Origin of the sequence: Rubrivivax albus (assembly GCF_004016515.1) — a bacterium.
Classification (GTDB): Bacteria; Pseudomonadota; Gammaproteobacteria; order Burkholderiales; family Burkholderiaceae_C; genus Rubrivivax; species Rubrivivax albus.
This window is the reverse complement of sequence record NZ_SACT01000005.1, coordinates 130,622-147,356: the sequence shown is the minus strand read 5'-3', so window position 1 is coordinate 147,356 and position 16,735 is coordinate 130,622. Positions and strand designations below refer to the sequence as shown.

Below are 16,735 nucleotides of genomic sequence, written 5' to 3'. Positions count from 1 at the left end.
GGCACGATACGCGCCGGCGGGGTTGGGATGCACGGGGGGTTGCCCGGGTTCAACGCACCGACGCCAGTGCTGCCTGCACCGCGTCGGCCAGGCGGCCGACGATGGCGTCCAGGTCGGCATCGGTGGCGATGAAGGGCGGTGCCAGCAGCACGTGGTCGCCCCGCGCGCCGTCGATGGTGCCGCCCATCGGGTAGACCATCAGGCCCCGCTCCATGCATTGCGCCTTGATTCTGGCATGCAGCTTCAGTGCGGGGTCGAAGGGGTTCTTGCTGGCCCGGTCCTGCACCAGTTCGATGGCCTGGAACAGGCCACGGCCGCGGATGTCGCCCACGTGGTCATGGGCCCCGAAGGCCGCCTGCAGGCGTTCGCGCAGGCCGTACCCCAGGCGCTGCACCTCGGTCAGCAGGCCGTCGCGGTGGATGATGCGCTGCACCGCCAGCGCCGCTGCACAGGCCACCGGGTGGCCCAGGTAGGTGTGGCCGTGCTGGAAAAGGCCCGAGCCCTTGGCGAAGGCGTCGACGATCCGGCCCTGCGCCAGCACCGCACCGATGGGCTGGTAGCCGCCGCCCAGGCCCTTGGCGATGGTGATCAGGTCGGGCACGACGCCTTCCTGCTCGCAGGCGTGCAGGGTGCCGGTGCGGCCCATGCCGCACATCACCTCGTCGAGGATCAGCAGGATGCCGTGCCGGCTGCACAGGTCGCGCACGCCCTTCAGGTAGCCGGGCACCGGCGTCAGCGCCCCCGAGGTGGCGCCGCCCACGGTCTCGGCAACGAACGCGATCACGTTCTCGCCGCCCAGGCGGTCGATGGCGCCGGCCAGTTCCTGCACCAGGCGCTGGCCGTAGGCTTCGGCCGTTTCGCCGTCGGCGCGGCCGCGGTATTCGTAGCAGGCCGACACGTGCGTCACCGGGATCAGCAGCGGCGCGAATTGCCGCCGCCGCCACTCGTTGCCGCCCACGGCCAGCGCGCCCAGCGTGTTGCCGTGGTAGCTCTGCTGGCGGGCGATGAAGTGCCGGCGCTGCGGCTGGCCGATCTCCACGAAAAACTGGCGCGCCATCTTCAGCGCTGCCTCCACGGCCTCCGACCCGCCGGAGACGAAGTAGGCATGCGTCATGCCCTCGGGCGCCGTGCGCACCAGTTCGGCCGCCAGTTCCTCGGCCACGTCGGTGGTGAAGAAGCTGGTGTGGGCGTAGGCCACGCGGTCGATCTGCGCGTGCATGGCCGCGATCACCTCCGGGTGGCCGTGGCCCAGGCAGGAGACGGCCGCGCCGCCGCTGGCGTCGATGTAGTCGCGGCCGGCGGTGTCCGTGATGGTCACGCCACTGGCGTGGGCGGCCACCGGCAGGCGGTGGTGGATCTGGCGGTGCAGGATGCGGGTGTCGGGGGCGTTCATGGGGTGTCCTTGGGGGATTCGTGGTACGCGCGGTCCAGGGCCAGCTGGCGCTGCCGCTGCGCCCAGTGCGTCTGCACCGCGGTGCCGCCGGCGTGGGCCACGGCCGCCAGCAGCGCTTCGGCCAGGGCCAGCGCGCCGCAGGTGGAGTGCAGCAGCGCGGGCGCGCCCCCGCCGTAGAGCAGGGTATGGGCGGCGCCGCGCGCAATGGGGGAGAGCGGGCTGTCGGTGAGCGCCACCACGGCCGCGCCCTGCTGGTGCGCACGCGCCACCGCCTCCACCACGCTGCGTGTGTAGGGCGACTGGCTGATGGCCACCAGCACGGTGCCGGGGCCGAAGGTGGCCAGCTGGTCCGCCAGCGTGCCGCCGGCATCGCCCAGCAGCACGCCGTTGGGCGCCAGCAGGCCGTAGCCGTAGTGCAGCTGGAAGGCCACGCCATGCGAGATGCGCTGGCCCAGGAAACCCACGCGCTGGGCGCGCAGCAGGGTCTTCGCGGCCGCCTGCAGCGCCGGTGCCGGGTTGTGCGCCGTGACGGCACCCACGTGCGCGATCTGCGCCGCGTTGAGCGCGCCCAGCTGCGCCGGCAGGCTGCCGCCGCGCGCCGTTGCCTGTCGGCGCGGAGGGGATGCATGGCCGCTGACCAGCCGCCGGGCGTACGGGGCACGCAGGCTGTCGAAATCGGCGAAGCCCAGGCGGCGCGCCAGCCGTGTCATCGTCACCGGCGCCACGCCGGCCAGCCGCGCCGACTGGCGCATGGAATGCACCGCCACCGCCGGCCCGTTTTGGCGCAGCCAGCGGGCGGCACGCTGCAGCTCGGGGCTCAGGCTGTCGAACTGCTCGTCCAGCCGTTGCTCGACGAAGGCCATGTCGGGAAGCATGCGCCAAGTGTAGCAAAGACGCATCAGTGAAACAGATGTTGCATCATCACCGCCGGCGCTACAGTGCCGCCATGCACGACGACATCGCGACGCTGCGCCGCATCCTGAAGTCCTGCCGCACGGTGGCGGTTGTCGGGCTCTCGTCCGAGTGGCACCGCCCGAGTTTCTTCGTCGCCAAGTACCTGCAGCAGCACGGCTACCGCGTCATCCCGGTGAACCCGCGCTATGCCGGCGGCGAGATCCTGGGCGAGATGGTCTACGCCAGCCTGGACGACATCCCGGTGCCGGTGGACATGGTGGATGTGTTCCGCCGCAGCGCCGACGTGCCGCCGATCGCCGAACAGGCCATCCGCATCGGGGCGAAGTGCCTGTGGCAGCAGATCGGCGTGACCAGCACCGAGGCCGACGCCGCGGCCCGCGCCGCCGGGCTGGACAGCGTGATGGACCGCTGCACGAAGATCGAGCACGCGCGCCTGTTCGGCGGGCTGAACTGGGCCGGCGTGGACACCAAGGTGATCTCCGCGCGGCGGCCGGTCTGAACCTTGAACCGACGATGTCCGACCACGTCTTCCGCCCCGAGACCCTGGCCATCCACGCCGGCCAGATCCCCGACGGGGCCACCGGCGCGCGTGCGCTGCCGATCTACCAGACCACCAGCTTCGTCTTCGACAGCGCCGACCACGCGGCCAGCCTGTTCAACCTGCAGACCTTCGGCAACGTCTACTCCCGGCTGAGCAACCCCACCGTGGCCGCGCTGGAGGAACGCGTGGCCGCGCTCGAAGGCGGCCGGGCCGCGGTGGCCGCCGCGTCCGGCATGGCGGCCGAGGCGATGGCGCTGATGACGCTGCTGCAGGCTGGCGACCATGTGGTGGCCGCCGGGGCGCTGTATGGTGGCAGCGTGACGATGCTGGCGGTGAACCTGGCCAAGTTCGGCATCGAGACCACTTTCGTCGACGCCACGCAGCCCGAGGCCTTCGCGGCCGCGATGAGGCCGAACACGCGTGCCGTCTTCGCCGAGAGCCTGGGCAACCCCAGCCTGGTGGTGCTGGACATCGCCGCGGTGGCCGACGTGGCGCATGCGCACGGCGTGCCGCTGGTCATCGACAACACCGTGCCCACCCCGGCGCTGTGCAACCCGCTGGCCTTCGGCGCCGACATCGTCGTGCACTCGGCGACCAAGTACCTGGCCGGCCATGGCACCACGCTGGGCGGCGTCATCGTCGAGGGCGGCAAGTTCCCCTGGGACAACGGCAAGTTCCCGGGCATGACCGAGCCGTCTCCGGGCTACCACGGCGTGAAGTTCTACGAGACCTTCGGCGACTTCGGCTTCACGATGCGCTGCCGCATGGAGGCGCTGCGTGTCTACGGCGCCGCGCTGAGCCCGATGAGTGCCTGGCAGATCCTGCAGGGCGTGGAGACGCTGCCGCTGCGCATGGAGCGCCACAGCGCCAACGCGCTGGCCGTGGCGCGGGCGCTGCAGGCCGACCCGCGCGTGTCCTGGGTCAGCTACCCGGGCCTGCCGGATCACCCGCAGCATGCGTTGATGCAGCGGCAGATGCGCGCTGGTTCCGGCCTGCTGGCCTTCGGGGTCAAGGGTGGGCTGGACGCCGGCGTGCGCTTCATCGAGTCGGCCCAGTTCATGAGCCACCTGGTCAACATCGGCGACACGCGCACGCTGATCAGCCACCCGGCCAGCACCACGCACCGCCAGCTCGACGAAGCGCAGCAGCTGGCCGCCGGCGTGCTGCCGGACATGGTGCGCATGTCGGTGGGGCTGGAGCACGTGGACGACATCCTGTGGGACGTGGACCAGGCGCTCGCCAAGGCCACCGCATAGCCACGGCGTCGCCACCCCCCAAAACGACAAGGAGACGACGTGACCCGACCCTGGACCGACGACACCGAACTCTTCGCGCTGATGCGCGCGAAGCTCTTCCCGGCCCTGGTGGGCGACATCCTCGACACGATGGGCCACCTGCATCAGTTCCTGAAGCCGGAGATCCGGCCGCTGAAGCCGGAGCACGTGATCGTCGGCCGCGCGATGCCGGTGCTGGAGGCCAACGCCTTCGGCAGCAGGGAGCCCGACGGCCGTGGCCCGCTCAGCGAGCGTCCCTTTGGCCTGCTGTTCGAGGCGCTGGACGACCTGAAGGCGGGTGAGGTCTACGTGGCCACCGGCTGCGCGCCGCGCTTCGCGCTCTGGGGCGGGCTGATGACCACCCGCGCGATGCACCTGAAGGCTGCCGGTGCGGTGCTGGACGGCTACTGGCGCGACACGCCGGAGGTGGCCGCCAGTGGCCTGCCGGTGTTCGGCTTCGGTGGCTACGCGCAGGACCAGGGGCCGCGCGGCAAGGTGGTCGACTGGCGCGTGCCGGTGGAGATCGCCGGCGTGCGAGTGGCGCCGGGCGACATTGTCTTCGGCGACCTCGACGGCGTGCTGGTGATCCCGCGTGCGGTGGAGCAGGAGGCCATCCGCCGCGCGCTGGAGAAGTCGGAAACGGAGAACAAGGTGCGCGACGCCATCCAGGCCGGCATGAGCACGATGGAGGCGTTCCGCACGTTCGGCGTCATGTGATCGGCGTCATCCGAGGCCCTGCGCCTCGAATGCGGCCACCTCGCGCGGGTGGCGCAGCCGCTCCACCTGCGCGTGGGCCAGCTTCGGCTCGTCGGCGATGCCGGCGAAGCGGGCGTGCCGCTTGTCCCAGGTGCGGTGCAGGTAGCGGATGACGCCGCCCTCGTCGAACATCCGCCGCAGCGACTCGCGGTTGCCGTTGCAGCAGGGTGCGCCGGTCAGTCCCCGCCACACGGTGCGCCACACCGTGCGCCGCATCATCAGAGGGTAGGGCAGGTCCAGCACCAGCAGGTGGGTCAGGCGCGGCCACAGCAGCGGTTCGGTGGTCGGGCCGTAGTTGCCGGCCACCACCCAGCCGTCGCCGGCCACGCGTGGCGCCAGCCGGCGGGCGAGCTCGGCGTGGCCCACGTCCACCCAGCCGGGTTCCCAGAACAGATCGTCCAGGTCGATGAAGGGCAGGCCGTGGCGCTGGGCCAGCCGCCGGCCCAGCGTGGTCTTGCCGGCGCCGCTGCCGCCGATGATCTGCACCCGGAACATGGGGCGCGGTGATACCACAGCCCCGGCACCAGCCGGGTCTGTTCCTGGCCGTTCCCAGGGCTGTCCCCGGGTCGGCGGGGCGGCCGAATGGCTACGATGCCGGCATGAACATCTACGACCAAGACCTGCCCCGCACGCCGGCGAACTTCGTGGCCCTGACGCCGATGAGCTTCGTCGAGCGCACGGCCGAGGTCTTTGGCGACCTGCCGGCCATCATCCACGGCGCGCGGCGCTGCGACTGGGCCACGCTGCGCGACCGATCCGCGCGCCTGGCGGCGGCGCTGCAGGCCCTGGGCATCGACCGCGGCGACACGGTCAGCACGCTGCTGCCCAACACGCCGGAGATGGTGGAGGCGCACTACGCCGTGCCCGCCCTGGGTGCGGTGATCAACACGCTCAACACGCGGCTGGATGCGGCGCTGCTGGCCTGGCAGATGAACCACTGCGCCGCCAAGGTGCTGATCACCGACCGCGAGTTCTCGCCCACGGTGTCGGCCGCCCTGGCCCAGTTGAAGGACATGGGGCGCGAGATCGTCGTCATCGACGTCTGCGACAGCGAGTACACCGGTCCCGGCGATCGGCTGGGCTCCCACGACTACGAGGCCCTGCTGGCGGCGCATGACCCGTTGCCGCGTCTGGACGGCGCGGCCGACGAGTGGGATGCCATCGCCGTCAGCTACACCAGCGGCACCACCGGCGACCCCAAGGGCGTGGTCACCCACCACCGCGGCGCCTACCTGAACGCGGTCAGCAATGCCGTCACCTGGACGATGCCGCAGTTCCCGCGCTACCTGTGGACGCTGCCGATGTTCCACTGCAACGGCTGGTGCTTCCCGTGGACGGTGGCCATGCAGGCCGGCGTGCACGTGTGCCTGCGCCGGGTGGACGGGGCCAGCATCCTGGCGGCCATGCGCGCGCACGGCGTGGACCACTACTGCGCCGCACCCATCGTGCACAACGGCATCCTCGGTGCCGTGGCGGCCGACCCGGCGCTGCGCGAGGGCATCGGCGCCGTGCGCGGCATGGTCGCCGGCGCCGCGCCGCCGGCGGCGATGATCGAAGGCATGGCGCAGCTGGGCTTCGACATCACGCACGTCTACGGCCTGACCGAGGTCTATGGCCCGGCAGCGGTGGCGTCCAAGCGCGCCAGCTGGGCCCAGGCCGACCTGTCGGAGCAGACGCGCCTGAACGGCCGCCAGGGCGTGCGCTACCCGCTGCAGGAAGGCATGACCGTGATGGACCCGGAGACCATGACCGAGGTGCCGGCCGATGGCCAGACCATGGGCGAGATCATGTTCCGCGGCAACATCGTGATGAAGGGCTACCTGAAGAACCCCACGGCGACCGCGAAGGCCTTCGAAGGCGGCTGGTTCCACACCGGCGACCTGGCGGTGCTGGAGCCCGACCGCTACGTGAAGATCAAGGACCGCAGCAAGGACATCATCATCAGCGGCGGCGAGAACATCAGCTCCATCGAGGTGGAGGACGCCCTCTACCGCCACCCGGCCGTGCTGGCCTGCGCGGTGGTCGCCCGGCCCGACCCGAAGTGGGGCGAGACGCCGCTGGCCTTCGTCGAACTGAAGCCCGGGGCCGAGGTGACGGCCGAGGCGCTGGTGGCACACTGCCGGCAGCTGCTGGCCGGCTACAAGGTGCCCAGGGACATCCGCTTCGAGCCGATCCCGAAGACGAGCACCGGCAAGATTCAGAAGTTCCAGCTGCGCGAGCGCGCGAAGAGCGCCTCGGCCATCGAGTGACATGACCGACCGAACGAACGAGGGAGCGATGAACGACGACGCACCGGTTCTCTGCGCCAAGGATGCGCGCGGCGTGGTGACGCTGACGCTGAACCGGCCGCAGGCCTTTAACGCGCTGTCCGAAGGCGTGCTCGACGCGCTGCAGGCGCAGCTCGATGCCATCGCCGCCGACGAGACGGCGCGCATCGTCGTGATCCGGGCCGCCGGCAAGGCCTTCTGCGCCGGCCACGACCTCAAGGAGATGCGCGCCGAGCCGTCGCTGGACTACTACCGGCGGCTGTTCGCGCAGTGCGGCCGCATGATGATGACGATCCAGCGCCTGCCGGTGCCGGTGCTGGCCCAGGTGCAGGGCATCGCCACCGCCGCCGGCTGCCAGCTGGTGGCCATGTGCGACCTGGCGGTGGCAGCGCGAGACGCACGTTTTGCGGTCAGTGGCGTCAACCTGGGGCTGTTCTGCAGCACGCCCAGCGTGGCGCTCAGCCGCAACCTGCCGCGCAAGGCCGCCTTCGAGATGCTGGTCACCGGGGCCTTCATCTCCGCCGACGAGGCGCGCGAGAAGGGCCTGGTCAACCGTGTGGTGGACGCGGCCGAGCTCGACGCCGAGGTCGAGCGTCTGGTCGCCGCCGTGGTGGCCAAGCCGCGCGTGGCCATCGCGGCCGGCAAGGGCCTGTTCTACCGCCAGCTGGAGACCGGCATCGCCGCCGCCTACGACCTCGCGGCCGAGACCATGGCCTGCAACATGATGGACGCGTCGGCGCTGGAGGGCGTGCAGGCCTTCATCGACAAGCGTCCGCCGGCCTGGTCTTGAGCGCCCCGGGCGCGCGCCGGCCCGGCGGCAGCGCGGGCCGCCAGCCGTACCACGACGAGCTGCTGTCGCGGCTGCTGCAGGAGGACTTCGGCGACGTCGACGCCGCGGCGCTGGAACGCCTGCAGCAGGCGATGACGTGGACCGAGCTCGCCGGCGGCCAGGTGCTGATGCGCCAGGGCGAACCGGGCGATGCACTGTACCTGCTGGTCAGCGGCCGCCTGCGCGCCACCATCGTGGATGCCAGCGTCCCGGGCGGGCAGCGCATCGTCGGCGAGATCAGCCGCGGCCAGATCGTCGGCGAGCTCGCGCTGATCACCGGCGACGCGCGCAATGCCACCGTCATCGCGGTGCGCGACTCGCTGCTCGCGCGCCTGGACCGCACCGCCTTCAACGATCTGCTGGCCAGCCACGCCGCGCTGTCGATGGCGCTCACGCGCCACCTGGCGCTGACACGGCAGATGGTGCGCCGGCTGCAAAGCCCGGCCAGCGACGGCCTGCACCCGCGGCCCGGCACGGTCACGCTGGTGCCGATCTCGCGCGGGCTGCCGGTGCGCGCGTTCGCGGATCGGCTGGCGGCGGCGCTGGCCGTCTTCGGCCGCGTGGAAGTGGTCGACGCAGCCCGTGTGCACGGTCATGCCGAAGCGGGCGACGCGACGCTGGGCCCGGCGTCGATGCTGGCCGAGGAGCGCCGCGTGGCCATGCTGCTCGACCGCATCGAGTCGCGTGCCGAGTTCGTGCTGCTGGTGGCCGACGACGAGCCCACGGCCTGGACGGCCCGCTGCTGCCGCGGTGCCGACGAGCTGCTGCTGCTGGCCGACGCCACGGCCGCGCCCGACATCCATCCGACCGAGCGGCTGTGCCTGATGGGCCGCGCCGAGACGACCGATGCGGCCGAGATCCTGCTGCTGCTGCATCCGCCGGGCACGGCCATGCCACGCGGCACCCGCGCGTGGCTGGACCGCCGCCCGGTGGCCGGCCACCTGCACCTGCGCACGGATCACGACGACGACGTCGGCCGCCTGGCGCGCTTCCTCAACCGCAGCGCCACGGGCCTGGTGCTGGCCGGCGGCGGCGCGCGCGGCCTGGCGCACCTGGGCGTGGTGCGTGCGCTGCGCGAACAGGGCGTGACCGTGGACTTCGTCGGCGGCACCAGCATCGGTGCGGTGATGGCCACCTACGTGGCGTCCGACCGCAGCTGGGACGACGTCATGCTCAATGCCCGCCGCGCCTTCGAGGCCAAGCCCACCGGCGACTACAGCCCCTGGCCCTGGCTGTCGGTGTTCCGCGGCCGGCGCCTGCGGCGCGTGCTCGACGATGGCGTGCGTGGACTCACAGGGCACGAGGCCGATGCCGAGGACCTGTGGAAGGGCTTCTTCTGCGTGGCCACGAACTACAGCCAGGCGCGCGAGCAGGTGCTGCAGCGCGGCCCGCTGGCGCGGCTGCTGCTGGCCAGCACCTCGATCCCGGGCGCGCTGCCGCCGGTGCTGATCGATGGCGAGCTGCATTGCGACGGTGGCAGCTTCAACAACTTCCCGGTCGACGTGATGCGGCGCCAGCGCGGCGTGGGTCATGTGATCGGCGTCGACCTGGACGTGCGCCAGCCGCTGCGCGTGGACCTGGACGAGGTGCCGGGCGGCTGGGACCTGTTCCTGGACTGGCTGCGCCCGCTGCGCAAGCGCAAATACCGCCTGCCGTCGCTGCCGGCCTACCTGATGACGGTGATGGTGCTCAACAGCATGGCGCGCGGCCGCCAGGCCAGGGCACTGGCCGACCTGTACTTCCACCCGCCGCTGGAGCGTGTGGGTCTGCTGCAGTGGAAGCGCTTCGACCGCATCGTGCAGATCGGCTACGAGCACGCGCTGCAGGTGCTGGCGCAGCAGGGGCGGCTGGAGACCGACGTCGGCTGACCACCCTGGCCTGGCGCGTCAGAGGGCTTGCGGCGCGGTCGCCCGGATCACCCGACCCTTGCCGCTGCGCTTGCCGTCGAACATCGCACTGTCGGCCGCGCGCAGCAGTTCGTGGGCGTTGCGGCCGTCGGTCGGGGCCAGCACGTAGCCGGCGGTGAGCCCGACCTCGCAGCGGTGGCCCGCCACCTCGAACGGTTCGGCAAAGGCCTGCAGCAGATGCTGGGCCATGGCCTGCGCCTGCGCCTCGTTGCGCAGCCCATCGGCCACAACGAGGAACTCGTCGCCACCCATGCGTGCCACCAGGTCGTGCTCGCGCACGCTGGTGCGCAGCCGCCGGGCCACGTCCACCAGCAGCGCGTCACCCACCGCGTGGCCGAGTCGGTCGTTGACGGCCTTGAAGCCGTCCAGGTCCAGCACCACCAGGGCCAGCAGGCGGTCTGGCCGCACGGCCAGCAGGCGCTGCTCGATCTGCTCCGGCAGGCCGCGCCGGTTGGGCAGCCCGGTGAGCGGGTCGGTGTGCGCCATCGAGCGCAGGGCATCCCGCTCCAGGGCGGCGGCGTGCACCGCCGCCAGCCGCAGCGAGATCACGCGCAGGAAGATCAGCATGTCCAGCGTGGCCCCGAACTGGAAGGCGTGCAGCGTGCTCCAGGTGGCGGGCAGCCGACCGTAGATGACCTGCACCATGACCCAGGTGCTGAAGAAATAGCCGATCCAGGCGACCAGGAAGTAGCCGCCGACGGCATCGCCCCGCCGCAGGCGGCGCAGCGCGCCGGGCAGCCCCAGCAGCGCCGGTGCCAGGCCCAGTGATCCGACCACGGCGCTGACCGCGTGCACGTCGATCAGGCCGGTCGCGAACGCCAGCGCGGTGGCCACCAGCAACGCGGCGCAGCCGTAGAGGGCGCGGCTGATCCAGCCCTGGGGCCGGTCGTCGGCCAGCACCGCCTGCACGAACAGGCAGCTGCCGGTGGAGGCGATCAGCGCGGCCAGCCCGGGCACATGGCGCTCGAACCATTGGCTGTCGCCCCAGAGGTACATCGCGCCGTGGCCGAACTGCGCCACCGAGAACATGACGCTGGCGAAGGTCAGCAGCGCATAGCGCAGGAACATCGACTCGCGCACACTCCACCACTGCGACAGGCTGTAGAGCACCAGGAACAGGCCGAGCCCGGACAGCAGGCCCTGCAGCACCTGTTCGTCCAGCGCCTGGCGGTGGAAGGCCGTCGGGGTGGACAGGGTCACTGGCAGGATCAGCGCGCCGGCGCTGCGCACGCGCAGCAGCAGTTCGGCCGTCGTGCCCGGCGGGAGATCCAGCACCACCGCCGGGGTGCGGCTGTCCAGTGGCCGCTCGGCGCGTGGCACCTCGTTGCCTGTTGCCCAGTGCTGGGGCGGCCGGCCGGGCAGCAGCAGCCAGACGTCCACGCGGTTGAGCACGGCGTAACCGAGGTCCAGCACCCAGCGGCCTTCGGAGTCGGGCGACGCCTGCAGCGGCACGTGCAGCCACGCGGCACCGCGCTGAAGGCCCAGCGTGCCCGGGGCGCCTTCCGGCGGGCCGAAGTCGGTGCGTCGGGCCAGCGCGTCGTCGAAGGTCCAGTGGCCGTCAGGATCGGCCAGCACCCTCAGCGCCGGCCAGGCGTCGACACGCGCCACGCGGTCGTCCAGTGCCAGTGGCGCACCGGCAGGGGCGGGTGCCGCCGCCAGCACGGCCGTCGCCCCCAGCAGCAGCCAGATCAACTGCAGCCACGCCAGGCTGCATCGCACCCAGTGCCACGCGGCGGCGGTACACGGTCGGTGCTGTCGATGAGAACGGTCGGCCGCGAACGGAGCGTGAGGGCGTAGGGGCGCAGCGACCATGGCAGGGGCAATGACCCCCAAATTCTAGGGGTGCGTCACCCCGGCCCCAGCGGCGGACGCCGCTGGCCGGGGTGCGATCACGCCAGATTTCACACGGCGGCGACGCCACGCCCGCAGGCGTGGCCCGTGGTGGTCCGTCTCAGGCCATGGCCAGGCGCGGTGCGCCCCAGGCGCGGCGCAGTTCCGTCGCGGTCTGGGTCTCTTCCGGGATCAGCAGCAGCCCGGCGCGGCGCAAGGCCTGGCCGATGACCGGGCGTGCCCCCCAGACCGCCAGCGGCGTGGCCGCCAGCAGCGGCAGCGCCACCGGCGCCAGCCACAGCGCGGCCGATGGGTCGCGCCAGGCCACGGCGGCCAGCACTGCCGCGGCCACCGCCGACAGCGGCAGCAGCAGCCTTGCCGCGTCACGCCAGGGCAGGGCCTCGGCCTCGCGCGGCGGGCTGCGCCAGTCCAGCTTCAGGCCGCTGAGCGCGGTGGCGACGAACAGCGTGTGCGCCGCCATGCGGATCGGGGCCGTCAGGGCCGACCAGAGGGCCTCGGCCACGGCGCTGGCCATCAGGGCCGGCGTGCCGCCGAAGGCGCGCTGTTGGCCCTCCAGCCACACGGTCAGCGCGCCCAGCACGCGCGGCAGCAGCAGCATGGTGCCGGTCAGCGCCCACAGCACCATGGCCGCGCCGGCCGGCACCTGCAGCAGGTGGCGGCCGTCCAGCCACAGCACCATGCCCAGGGCCACGAAACCCAGCCACAGCGGCGCCGAGAGGTAGGCCATGGCGCCGGTGGCCAGCATGGCGCGGTGCACGCGGTGCAGGCCGGGTTCGGCGATCAGGCGCGCGTTCATCAGGTTGCCCTGGCACCAGCGGCGGTCACGCTGCAGTTCCGCCAGCAGGTGCGGCGGCTGCTGTTCCCAGCTGCCGGGCAGGTCGGGCACCAGCCAGACCTGCCAGCCGGCGCGGCGCATCAGTGCCGCCTCGACGAAGTCGTGCGACAGGATGGAACCCGACAGGCCGCCGCGCCCGGGCAGCGGTGCCAGGCCGCAGTGGGCCATGAAGGGTGCGATGCGGATGATGGCGTTGTGGCCCCAGTAGTGCGACTCGCCCAGCTGCCAGAACTGCATGCCGGCGGCGAACAGGCGGCCGGTGACGCGGCTGGCGAACTGCTGGGCGCGTGCGTGCAGCGTGTCCAGCCCGCAGGAGATCGGGGCCGACTGGATGATGCCGGCCTGCGGGTGGGCCTCCATCAGCCGCATCAGGCCCAGGATGGCCTCGCCGCTCATCACGCTGTCGGCGTCCAGCACCACCATGTAGCGGTGGCGCGCGCCCCAGCGGCGGCAGAAGTCGGCCACGTTGCCGGCCTTGCGGTGCGTGCGCCGGGCACGCCAGCGGTAGTGCACCTGCAGACCGTGCGGCGCCATGCGCTGGCGCAGGGCCTGCCAGGCGGCGAATTCGGCCTCGCGCACCGCCGGGTTGGACGTGTCCGACAGCACGTAGAACGCCAGCAGCCGGGCGCCGCCGCTGGCCACCACGGACTCGGCGGTGGCGGTCAGACCGGCGAACACGGTGTCCACGTGCTCGTTGCAGATGGGCATGATGACGGCGGTGCTGGCGTCCGCGGCCAGTGGCTGGCGGGCCACGTCGGCGTAGGACAGCATCTGGCGGTCGCCGCGGCGCAGCACGACGAAGCCCATCAGCGCGGTGGCGAAGCCGGCGGCCACCCAGCCGAAGAGCAGCGCGAACAGCGCCACCTGCAGCAGCCGCAGCGCGTCCAGGGCCACGCCCAGCGGCTGCGTGCGCAGCAGGGCCACGGCGGCCAGCGCGGCCACGCTCAGCACCACGGCCACCAGCAGCCGCCGGCGGCCGGCGGGCTGGCCGGCGTCCGGCGCATCTCCGCCCTGCCAGGCCTGGCCCCACGGGCGGGCCGGCATCGAGCCCCGCTGCAGCGGTGGCGCGGCGTGGTGGGTGTAGCGGCGCAGGGCCCGCAGCCCGGTGCTCAGGCCCGTCACGCCGGTCAGTCCTGTGGAATCAGTGCGGTCCATGTCTCGGTCAGCGCCTGCGCGCCGCGTTGGAGAAAGGCGCGCAGCTCCATCGGCTGCGCGGGGTCGGGTCGCTGCACGCGCAGCGCCATGCGCCAGCCCCCGGCCGGGTGCCGCCAGGCGTGGGCCTGCAGCACGCGGGCGTTGGCCAACGGGGTGATCACGGGGGCGACGGCGGCATCGGCGCTGCCGTCGGCCGGCAGCGCCTGCAGCGCGGGGCCGTCGAAGTCGACGATGAACTGCAGCTCGCCCGGTGTCGGCGCCGCCCAGCCGCGGCCGCGGCGGGATTGCACCGTCCAGCCGGTGGCCGGGCGCGCGGCCTGCTCGCCCTGCCAGTGCAGCCGGTAGGCCAGGTCCAGGGCTTCACCTGGCGCGGGCGGCCTGTCGGGCTGCCAGGCGGCGACGATGTTGTCGTGCGTCTCGTCGGGTGTGGGCAGCTGCAGCAGCACCACGCGGCCCGGGCCCCAGTCGCCCACCGGCTCGACCCAGGCCGACGGGCGGCGTTCGTAGTGCGCTTCGTCGTCCTCGTAGGCCGCGAAGCGGCGGTCGCGCTGCATGAGGCCGAAGCCCTGGAGCCGGCGAACCTGGAAGCTGCTGGCCAGCGGCGTGCCGGGGTTGACCAGCGGGCGCCACAGCCATTCGCCGTCGGCGGCGACGGACAGGCCGTCGGAGTCGTGCACCTCGGGGCGGAAGTCGCCCGGCCGCGGCTGGTTCTCGCCGTGCTGGTACATGCTGGTCAGCGGCGCCAGGCCCAGCATGGCCACCGGCGCGCGCAGGAACAGACGGGCGCGCACGTCCATCACGGTGTCCTCGCCGGGGCGGATCACGAACTGCCAGGCGCCGCTGGCGCGCGGGCTGTCCAGCAGCGCGTAAACGGTCACGCCATCGGCGCCGGGGGCGGGCCGCTCGATCCAGAAGGCGGTGAAGCGCGGAAACTCCTCCGGCCCGCCACCGACCGTGTCGATGGCCAGGGCGCGTGCCGACAGCCCGTAGCGCTGGCCGCGGCCGAGTGCACGGAAGTAGCTGGCGCCCAGGAACACCACCAGCTCGTCCTTGTAGGCCGGGCCGTTGAGCGCGTGGTGGATGCGAAAGCCCGCCGGGCCAGGCTCGTCGAGTTGATCGGGGTTCAGTCCGCGCTTGGGGCCCAAGGTACCGAAGTCCCAGGCCGCCGGGTCGTAACCCATGCGGCGCACCTGGTCGCCTTCCACCAGATGCACGGCCACCAGATCGCGCTGCACGTAGCCGCGGTGGAAGAACTGCAGTTCGAAGTCCCCACCGCGCCAGACGGCGTGGTCGGGGCGGTAGCGGATCTCACGCGCCTCGTCGTAGGTCAGGCGGGCCAGCGCCCCCGGCATCGGCGTGGCGGTGCCCTGCCACGGGGCGGCCGCCTGGCGCTGCGCCAGCGCCGCCACATCGTCGAAGCCGAAGGCCCAGCCCGCCAGAGGCCAGGCCAGGCACAGGGACAGCCACAGGGTTCGCCACATGCACGTTCACAGCGCAAGCGGCGTGCCACCCCTCCGGGTCCAGTCAAATCAAGGGCTTAGGCGCGATTCCGGGTCGTTGTCCACGGTGGTCCTGTCGCCGATCGGCGACAGCTTTCCCGGCCTGTGCGCGCAAGTGCCTGTCAGGCCTCGTCTTTGTCCTGTCGCTCTTCGGCGACAGCGTCACGGAAACGCTCCGGCGCCAGGTCGTGCTTCTGCAGCAGGCGGTAGAACTCGGTGCGGTTGCGCTCGGCCAGGCGGGCGGCGTCGGCCACCTGGCCGTCGGTGAGCTTGAGCAGGCCGACCAGGTACTCGCGCTCGAATCGGCGGCGCGCCTCGGCGTAGGGCAGCACGGCCACGTCCGGCGTGCGCAGCGCGCGCTGCACCAGGGCCAGCGGCACCAGCGGGCTGGTGCTCAGCGCGCAGACCTGCTCGACCACGTTGTGCAGCTGGCGCACGTTGCCCGGCCAAGCCGCGGTGGCCAGCGCGCGCAGCGCATCGGGCGCGAAGCCGTGCAGCGTGCGGCCATGGCGGGCGGCCAGCGTGGTCAGAAAGTGCTGGGCCAGCAGCGGGATGTCCTCGCGCCGCTCGGCCAGCGGCGGCAGGCGCAGGGTGACCACGTTGAGGCGGTAGAACAGGTCCTCGCGGAAACTGCCGTCGGCCAGCAGCGCTTCCAGGTCACGGTGGGTGGCCGAGAGCACGCGCACGTCGATGGGCACGTTGCGGTTGGCGCCCAACGGCCGCACGGCCCGCTCCTGCAGCACGCGCAGCAGCTTGACCTGCAGGGCCGGCGGCATGTCGCCGATCTCGTCGAGGAACAGCGTGCCACCATCGGCGGCCCGGAAGAGGCCGTCACGGTCCTTGGTGGCGCCGGTGAAGGCGCCCTTGACGTGGCCGAACAGCTCCGACTCCAGCAGTGCCTCCGGGATCGCGCCGCAGTTGACGGCGACGAAGGGCCGGCTGGCACGCCGGCTGGCGCGGTGGATGGCCTGGGCCAGCAGTTCCTTGCCGGTGCCGCTTTCGCCGCGGATCAGCACGCTGGCATCGCTGGCGGCGACCAGGCGCGCCTCCTCCAGCAGGTCCTGCATGCGCGGGCTGTGGCTGACGATGTCGGCGCGCCAGGCCTCCGGCGCCTGGCCGGCGGCTGGCTCGGGCGCCGACAGCGCCAGGGCCTGGGCCACGGTGTCCAGCAGGGCCTTGCCGTCGAAGGGCTTGGTCAGGTAGGTGTAGACGCCGCGGGCCGTGGCTTCCACGGCGTCGGGGATGGTGCCGTGGGCGGTGAGCAGGATCACCGGCAGCGACGGGTGGCGCGCGCGGATGGCGTCGAACAGGGCCAGCCCGTCGGCGCCGGGCAGCTGCACGTCGCTGATCACGAGCCGCGGCCGCTGAAGGGCCAGGGCATCCAGGGCCGCCTCGGCCGAGGGCACACCCTCGACGCGGTAGCCGGCCGCGTTAAGCCGCATGCCCAGCAGGCGCAGCAGGTCGGGGTCGTCGTCGACGACGAGGATGTGGGCGCCGGCGGTGCTCATCGGGC

13 protein-coding genes are annotated in these 16,735 nt (G+C 72.5%); 6 read left to right on the top strand and 7 right to left on the bottom strand.

What is annotated here, in order from left to right:
• Positions 1 to 49 precede the first annotated feature (49 nt).
• A complete protein-coding gene (locus ENE75_RS15785) occupies positions 50 to 1,393 on the bottom strand; it encodes an aspartate aminotransferase family protein (RefSeq protein WP_128199291.1) in 1,344 nt (447 codons plus the stop codon).
• Positions 1,390 to 2,268: a MurR/RpiR family transcriptional regulator gene (locus tag ENE75_RS15780; RefSeq protein ID WP_158288968.1), complete on the bottom strand. Its 879-nt coding sequence runs from the start codon at positions 2,266 to 2,268 to the stop codon at positions 1,390 to 1,392. The genes ENE75_RS15785 and ENE75_RS15780 overlap by 4 nt, the downstream gene beginning before the upstream one ends.
• Before the next feature lie 71 nt (positions 2,269 to 2,339).
• Between ENE75_RS15780 and ENE75_RS15775 the strand changes: the two genes are divergently transcribed.
• The 3 genes from ENE75_RS15775 to ENE75_RS15765 are packed head-to-tail and all read left to right on the top strand — an operon-like array spanning position 2,340 to position 4,840.
• Positions 2,340 to 2,807, top strand: a complete 468-nt coding sequence (locus ENE75_RS15775) for a CoA-binding protein (RefSeq protein WP_128199289.1) — start codon at positions 2,340 to 2,342, stop codon at positions 2,805 to 2,807.
• A gap of 14 nt (positions 2,808 to 2,821) precedes the next feature.
• Positions 2,822 to 4,105, top strand: a complete 1,284-nt coding sequence (locus tag ENE75_RS15770) for an O-acetylhomoserine aminocarboxypropyltransferase/cysteine synthase family protein (protein WP_128199288.1) — start codon at positions 2,822 to 2,824, stop codon at positions 4,103 to 4,105.
• Between the two features lie 39 nt (positions 4,106 to 4,144).
• On the top strand, positions 4,145 to 4,840 hold the full coding sequence (locus ENE75_RS15765; RefSeq protein ID WP_233259116.1) for an RraA family protein: 696 nt from the start codon (positions 4,145 to 4,147) through the stop codon (positions 4,838 to 4,840).
• 6 nt (positions 4,841 to 4,846) lie between these two features.
• Here ENE75_RS15765 and ENE75_RS15760 read toward each other — a convergent pair whose 3' ends face one another.
• The gene (locus ENE75_RS15760; RefSeq protein ID WP_128199287.1) at positions 4,847 to 5,374 is read right to left on the bottom strand and encodes a shikimate kinase; all 528 of its coding nucleotides are present in this window, start codon (positions 5,372 to 5,374) and stop codon (positions 4,847 to 4,849) included.
• A gap of 104 nt (positions 5,375 to 5,478) precedes the next feature.
• Here ENE75_RS15760 and ENE75_RS15755 point away from each other — a divergent pair, with 104 nt between their 5' ends.
• From ENE75_RS15755 to ENE75_RS15745, 3 genes are read left to right on the top strand one after another with little or no spacing between them, the layout of a single operon-like run.
• Positions 5,479 to 7,128, top strand: coding sequence for an acyl-CoA synthetase (locus ENE75_RS15755; protein WP_128199286.1), 1,650 nt, complete (start codon positions 5,479 to 5,481; stop codon positions 7,126 to 7,128).
• A 28-nt stretch (positions 7,129 to 7,156) separates the two neighbouring features.
• Positions 7,157 to 7,936, top strand: coding sequence for an enoyl-CoA hydratase (locus ENE75_RS15750; protein WP_128199452.1), 780 nt, complete (start codon positions 7,157 to 7,159; stop codon positions 7,934 to 7,936).
• Complete coding sequence (locus tag ENE75_RS15745; RefSeq protein WP_233259115.1) at positions 7,933 to 9,843, top strand: patatin-like phospholipase family protein; 1,911 nt, start codon at positions 7,933 to 7,935, stop codon at positions 9,841 to 9,843. The genes ENE75_RS15750 and ENE75_RS15745 overlap by 4 nt, the downstream gene beginning before the upstream one ends.
• Before the next feature lie 18 nt (positions 9,844 to 9,861).
• On the opposite strand, the gene ENE75_RS15740 is transcribed toward ENE75_RS15745, so the two are convergent.
• The 4 genes from ENE75_RS15740 to ENE75_RS15725 all read right to left on the bottom strand — a co-directional run bounded on the left by ENE75_RS15740 (position 9,862) and on the right by ENE75_RS15725 (position 16,730).
• Positions 9,862 to 11,574: a diguanylate cyclase gene (locus tag ENE75_RS15740; protein WP_158288967.1), complete on the bottom strand. Its 1,713-nt coding sequence runs from the start codon at positions 11,572 to 11,574 to the stop codon at positions 9,862 to 9,864.
• Between the two features lie 259 nt (positions 11,575 to 11,833).
• Positions 11,834 to 13,723: a glucans biosynthesis glucosyltransferase MdoH gene (gene mdoH, locus ENE75_RS15735; protein WP_128199284.1), complete on the bottom strand. Its 1,890-nt coding sequence runs from the start codon at positions 13,721 to 13,723 to the stop codon at positions 11,834 to 11,836.
• Positions 13,696 to 15,204: a glucan biosynthesis protein G gene (locus tag ENE75_RS15730; protein WP_128199283.1), complete on the bottom strand. Its 1,509-nt coding sequence runs from the start codon at positions 15,202 to 15,204 to the stop codon at positions 13,696 to 13,698. The genes mdoH and ENE75_RS15730 overlap by 28 nt, the downstream gene beginning before the upstream one ends.
• Before the next feature lie 140 nt (positions 15,205 to 15,344).
• A complete protein-coding gene (locus ENE75_RS15725) occupies positions 15,345 to 16,730 on the bottom strand; it encodes a sigma 54-interacting transcriptional regulator (RefSeq protein WP_128199282.1) in 1,386 nt (461 codons plus the stop codon).
• Between the last annotated feature and the right edge of the window lie 5 nt (positions 16,731 to 16,735).

What these genes read in the sequence shown, in the direction of transcription:
- ENE75_RS15750 (WP_128199452.1), top strand. Translation starts at nt 7,157, where the DNA reads ATGAACGACGACGCACCGGTTCTCTGCGCCAAGGATGCGCGCGGCGTG.
- ENE75_RS15780 (WP_158288968.1), bottom strand. Translation starts at nt 2,268, where the DNA reads ATGCTTCCCGACATGGCCTTCGTCGAGCAACGGCTGGACGAGCAGTTC.
- ENE75_RS15760 (WP_128199287.1), bottom strand. Translation starts at nt 5,374, where the DNA reads ATGTTCCGGGTGCAGATCATCGGCGGCAGCGGCGCCGGCAAGACCACG.
- ENE75_RS15725 (WP_128199282.1), bottom strand. Translation starts at nt 16,730, where the DNA reads ATGAGCACCGCCGGCGCCCACATCCTCGTCGTCGACGACGACCCCGAC.
- ENE75_RS15755 (WP_128199286.1), top strand. Translation starts at nt 5,479, where the DNA reads ATGAACATCTACGACCAAGACCTGCCCCGCACGCCGGCGAACTTCGTG.
- ENE75_RS15770 (WP_128199288.1), top strand. Translation starts at nt 2,822, where the DNA reads ATGTCCGACCACGTCTTCCGCCCCGAGACCCTGGCCATCCACGCCGGC.
- ENE75_RS15775 (WP_128199289.1), top strand. Translation starts at nt 2,340, where the DNA reads ATGCACGACGACATCGCGACGCTGCGCCGCATCCTGAAGTCCTGCCGC.
- ENE75_RS15785 (WP_128199291.1), bottom strand. Translation starts at nt 1,393, where the DNA reads ATGAACGCCCCCGACACCCGCATCCTGCACCGCCAGATCCACCACCGC.
- mdoH (WP_128199284.1), bottom strand. Translation starts at nt 13,723, where the DNA reads ATGGACCGCACTGATTCCACAGGACTGACCGGCGTGACGGGCCTGAGC.
- ENE75_RS15730 (WP_128199283.1), bottom strand. Translation starts at nt 15,204, where the DNA reads ATGTGGCGAACCCTGTGGCTGTCCCTGTGCCTGGCCTGGCCTCTGGCG.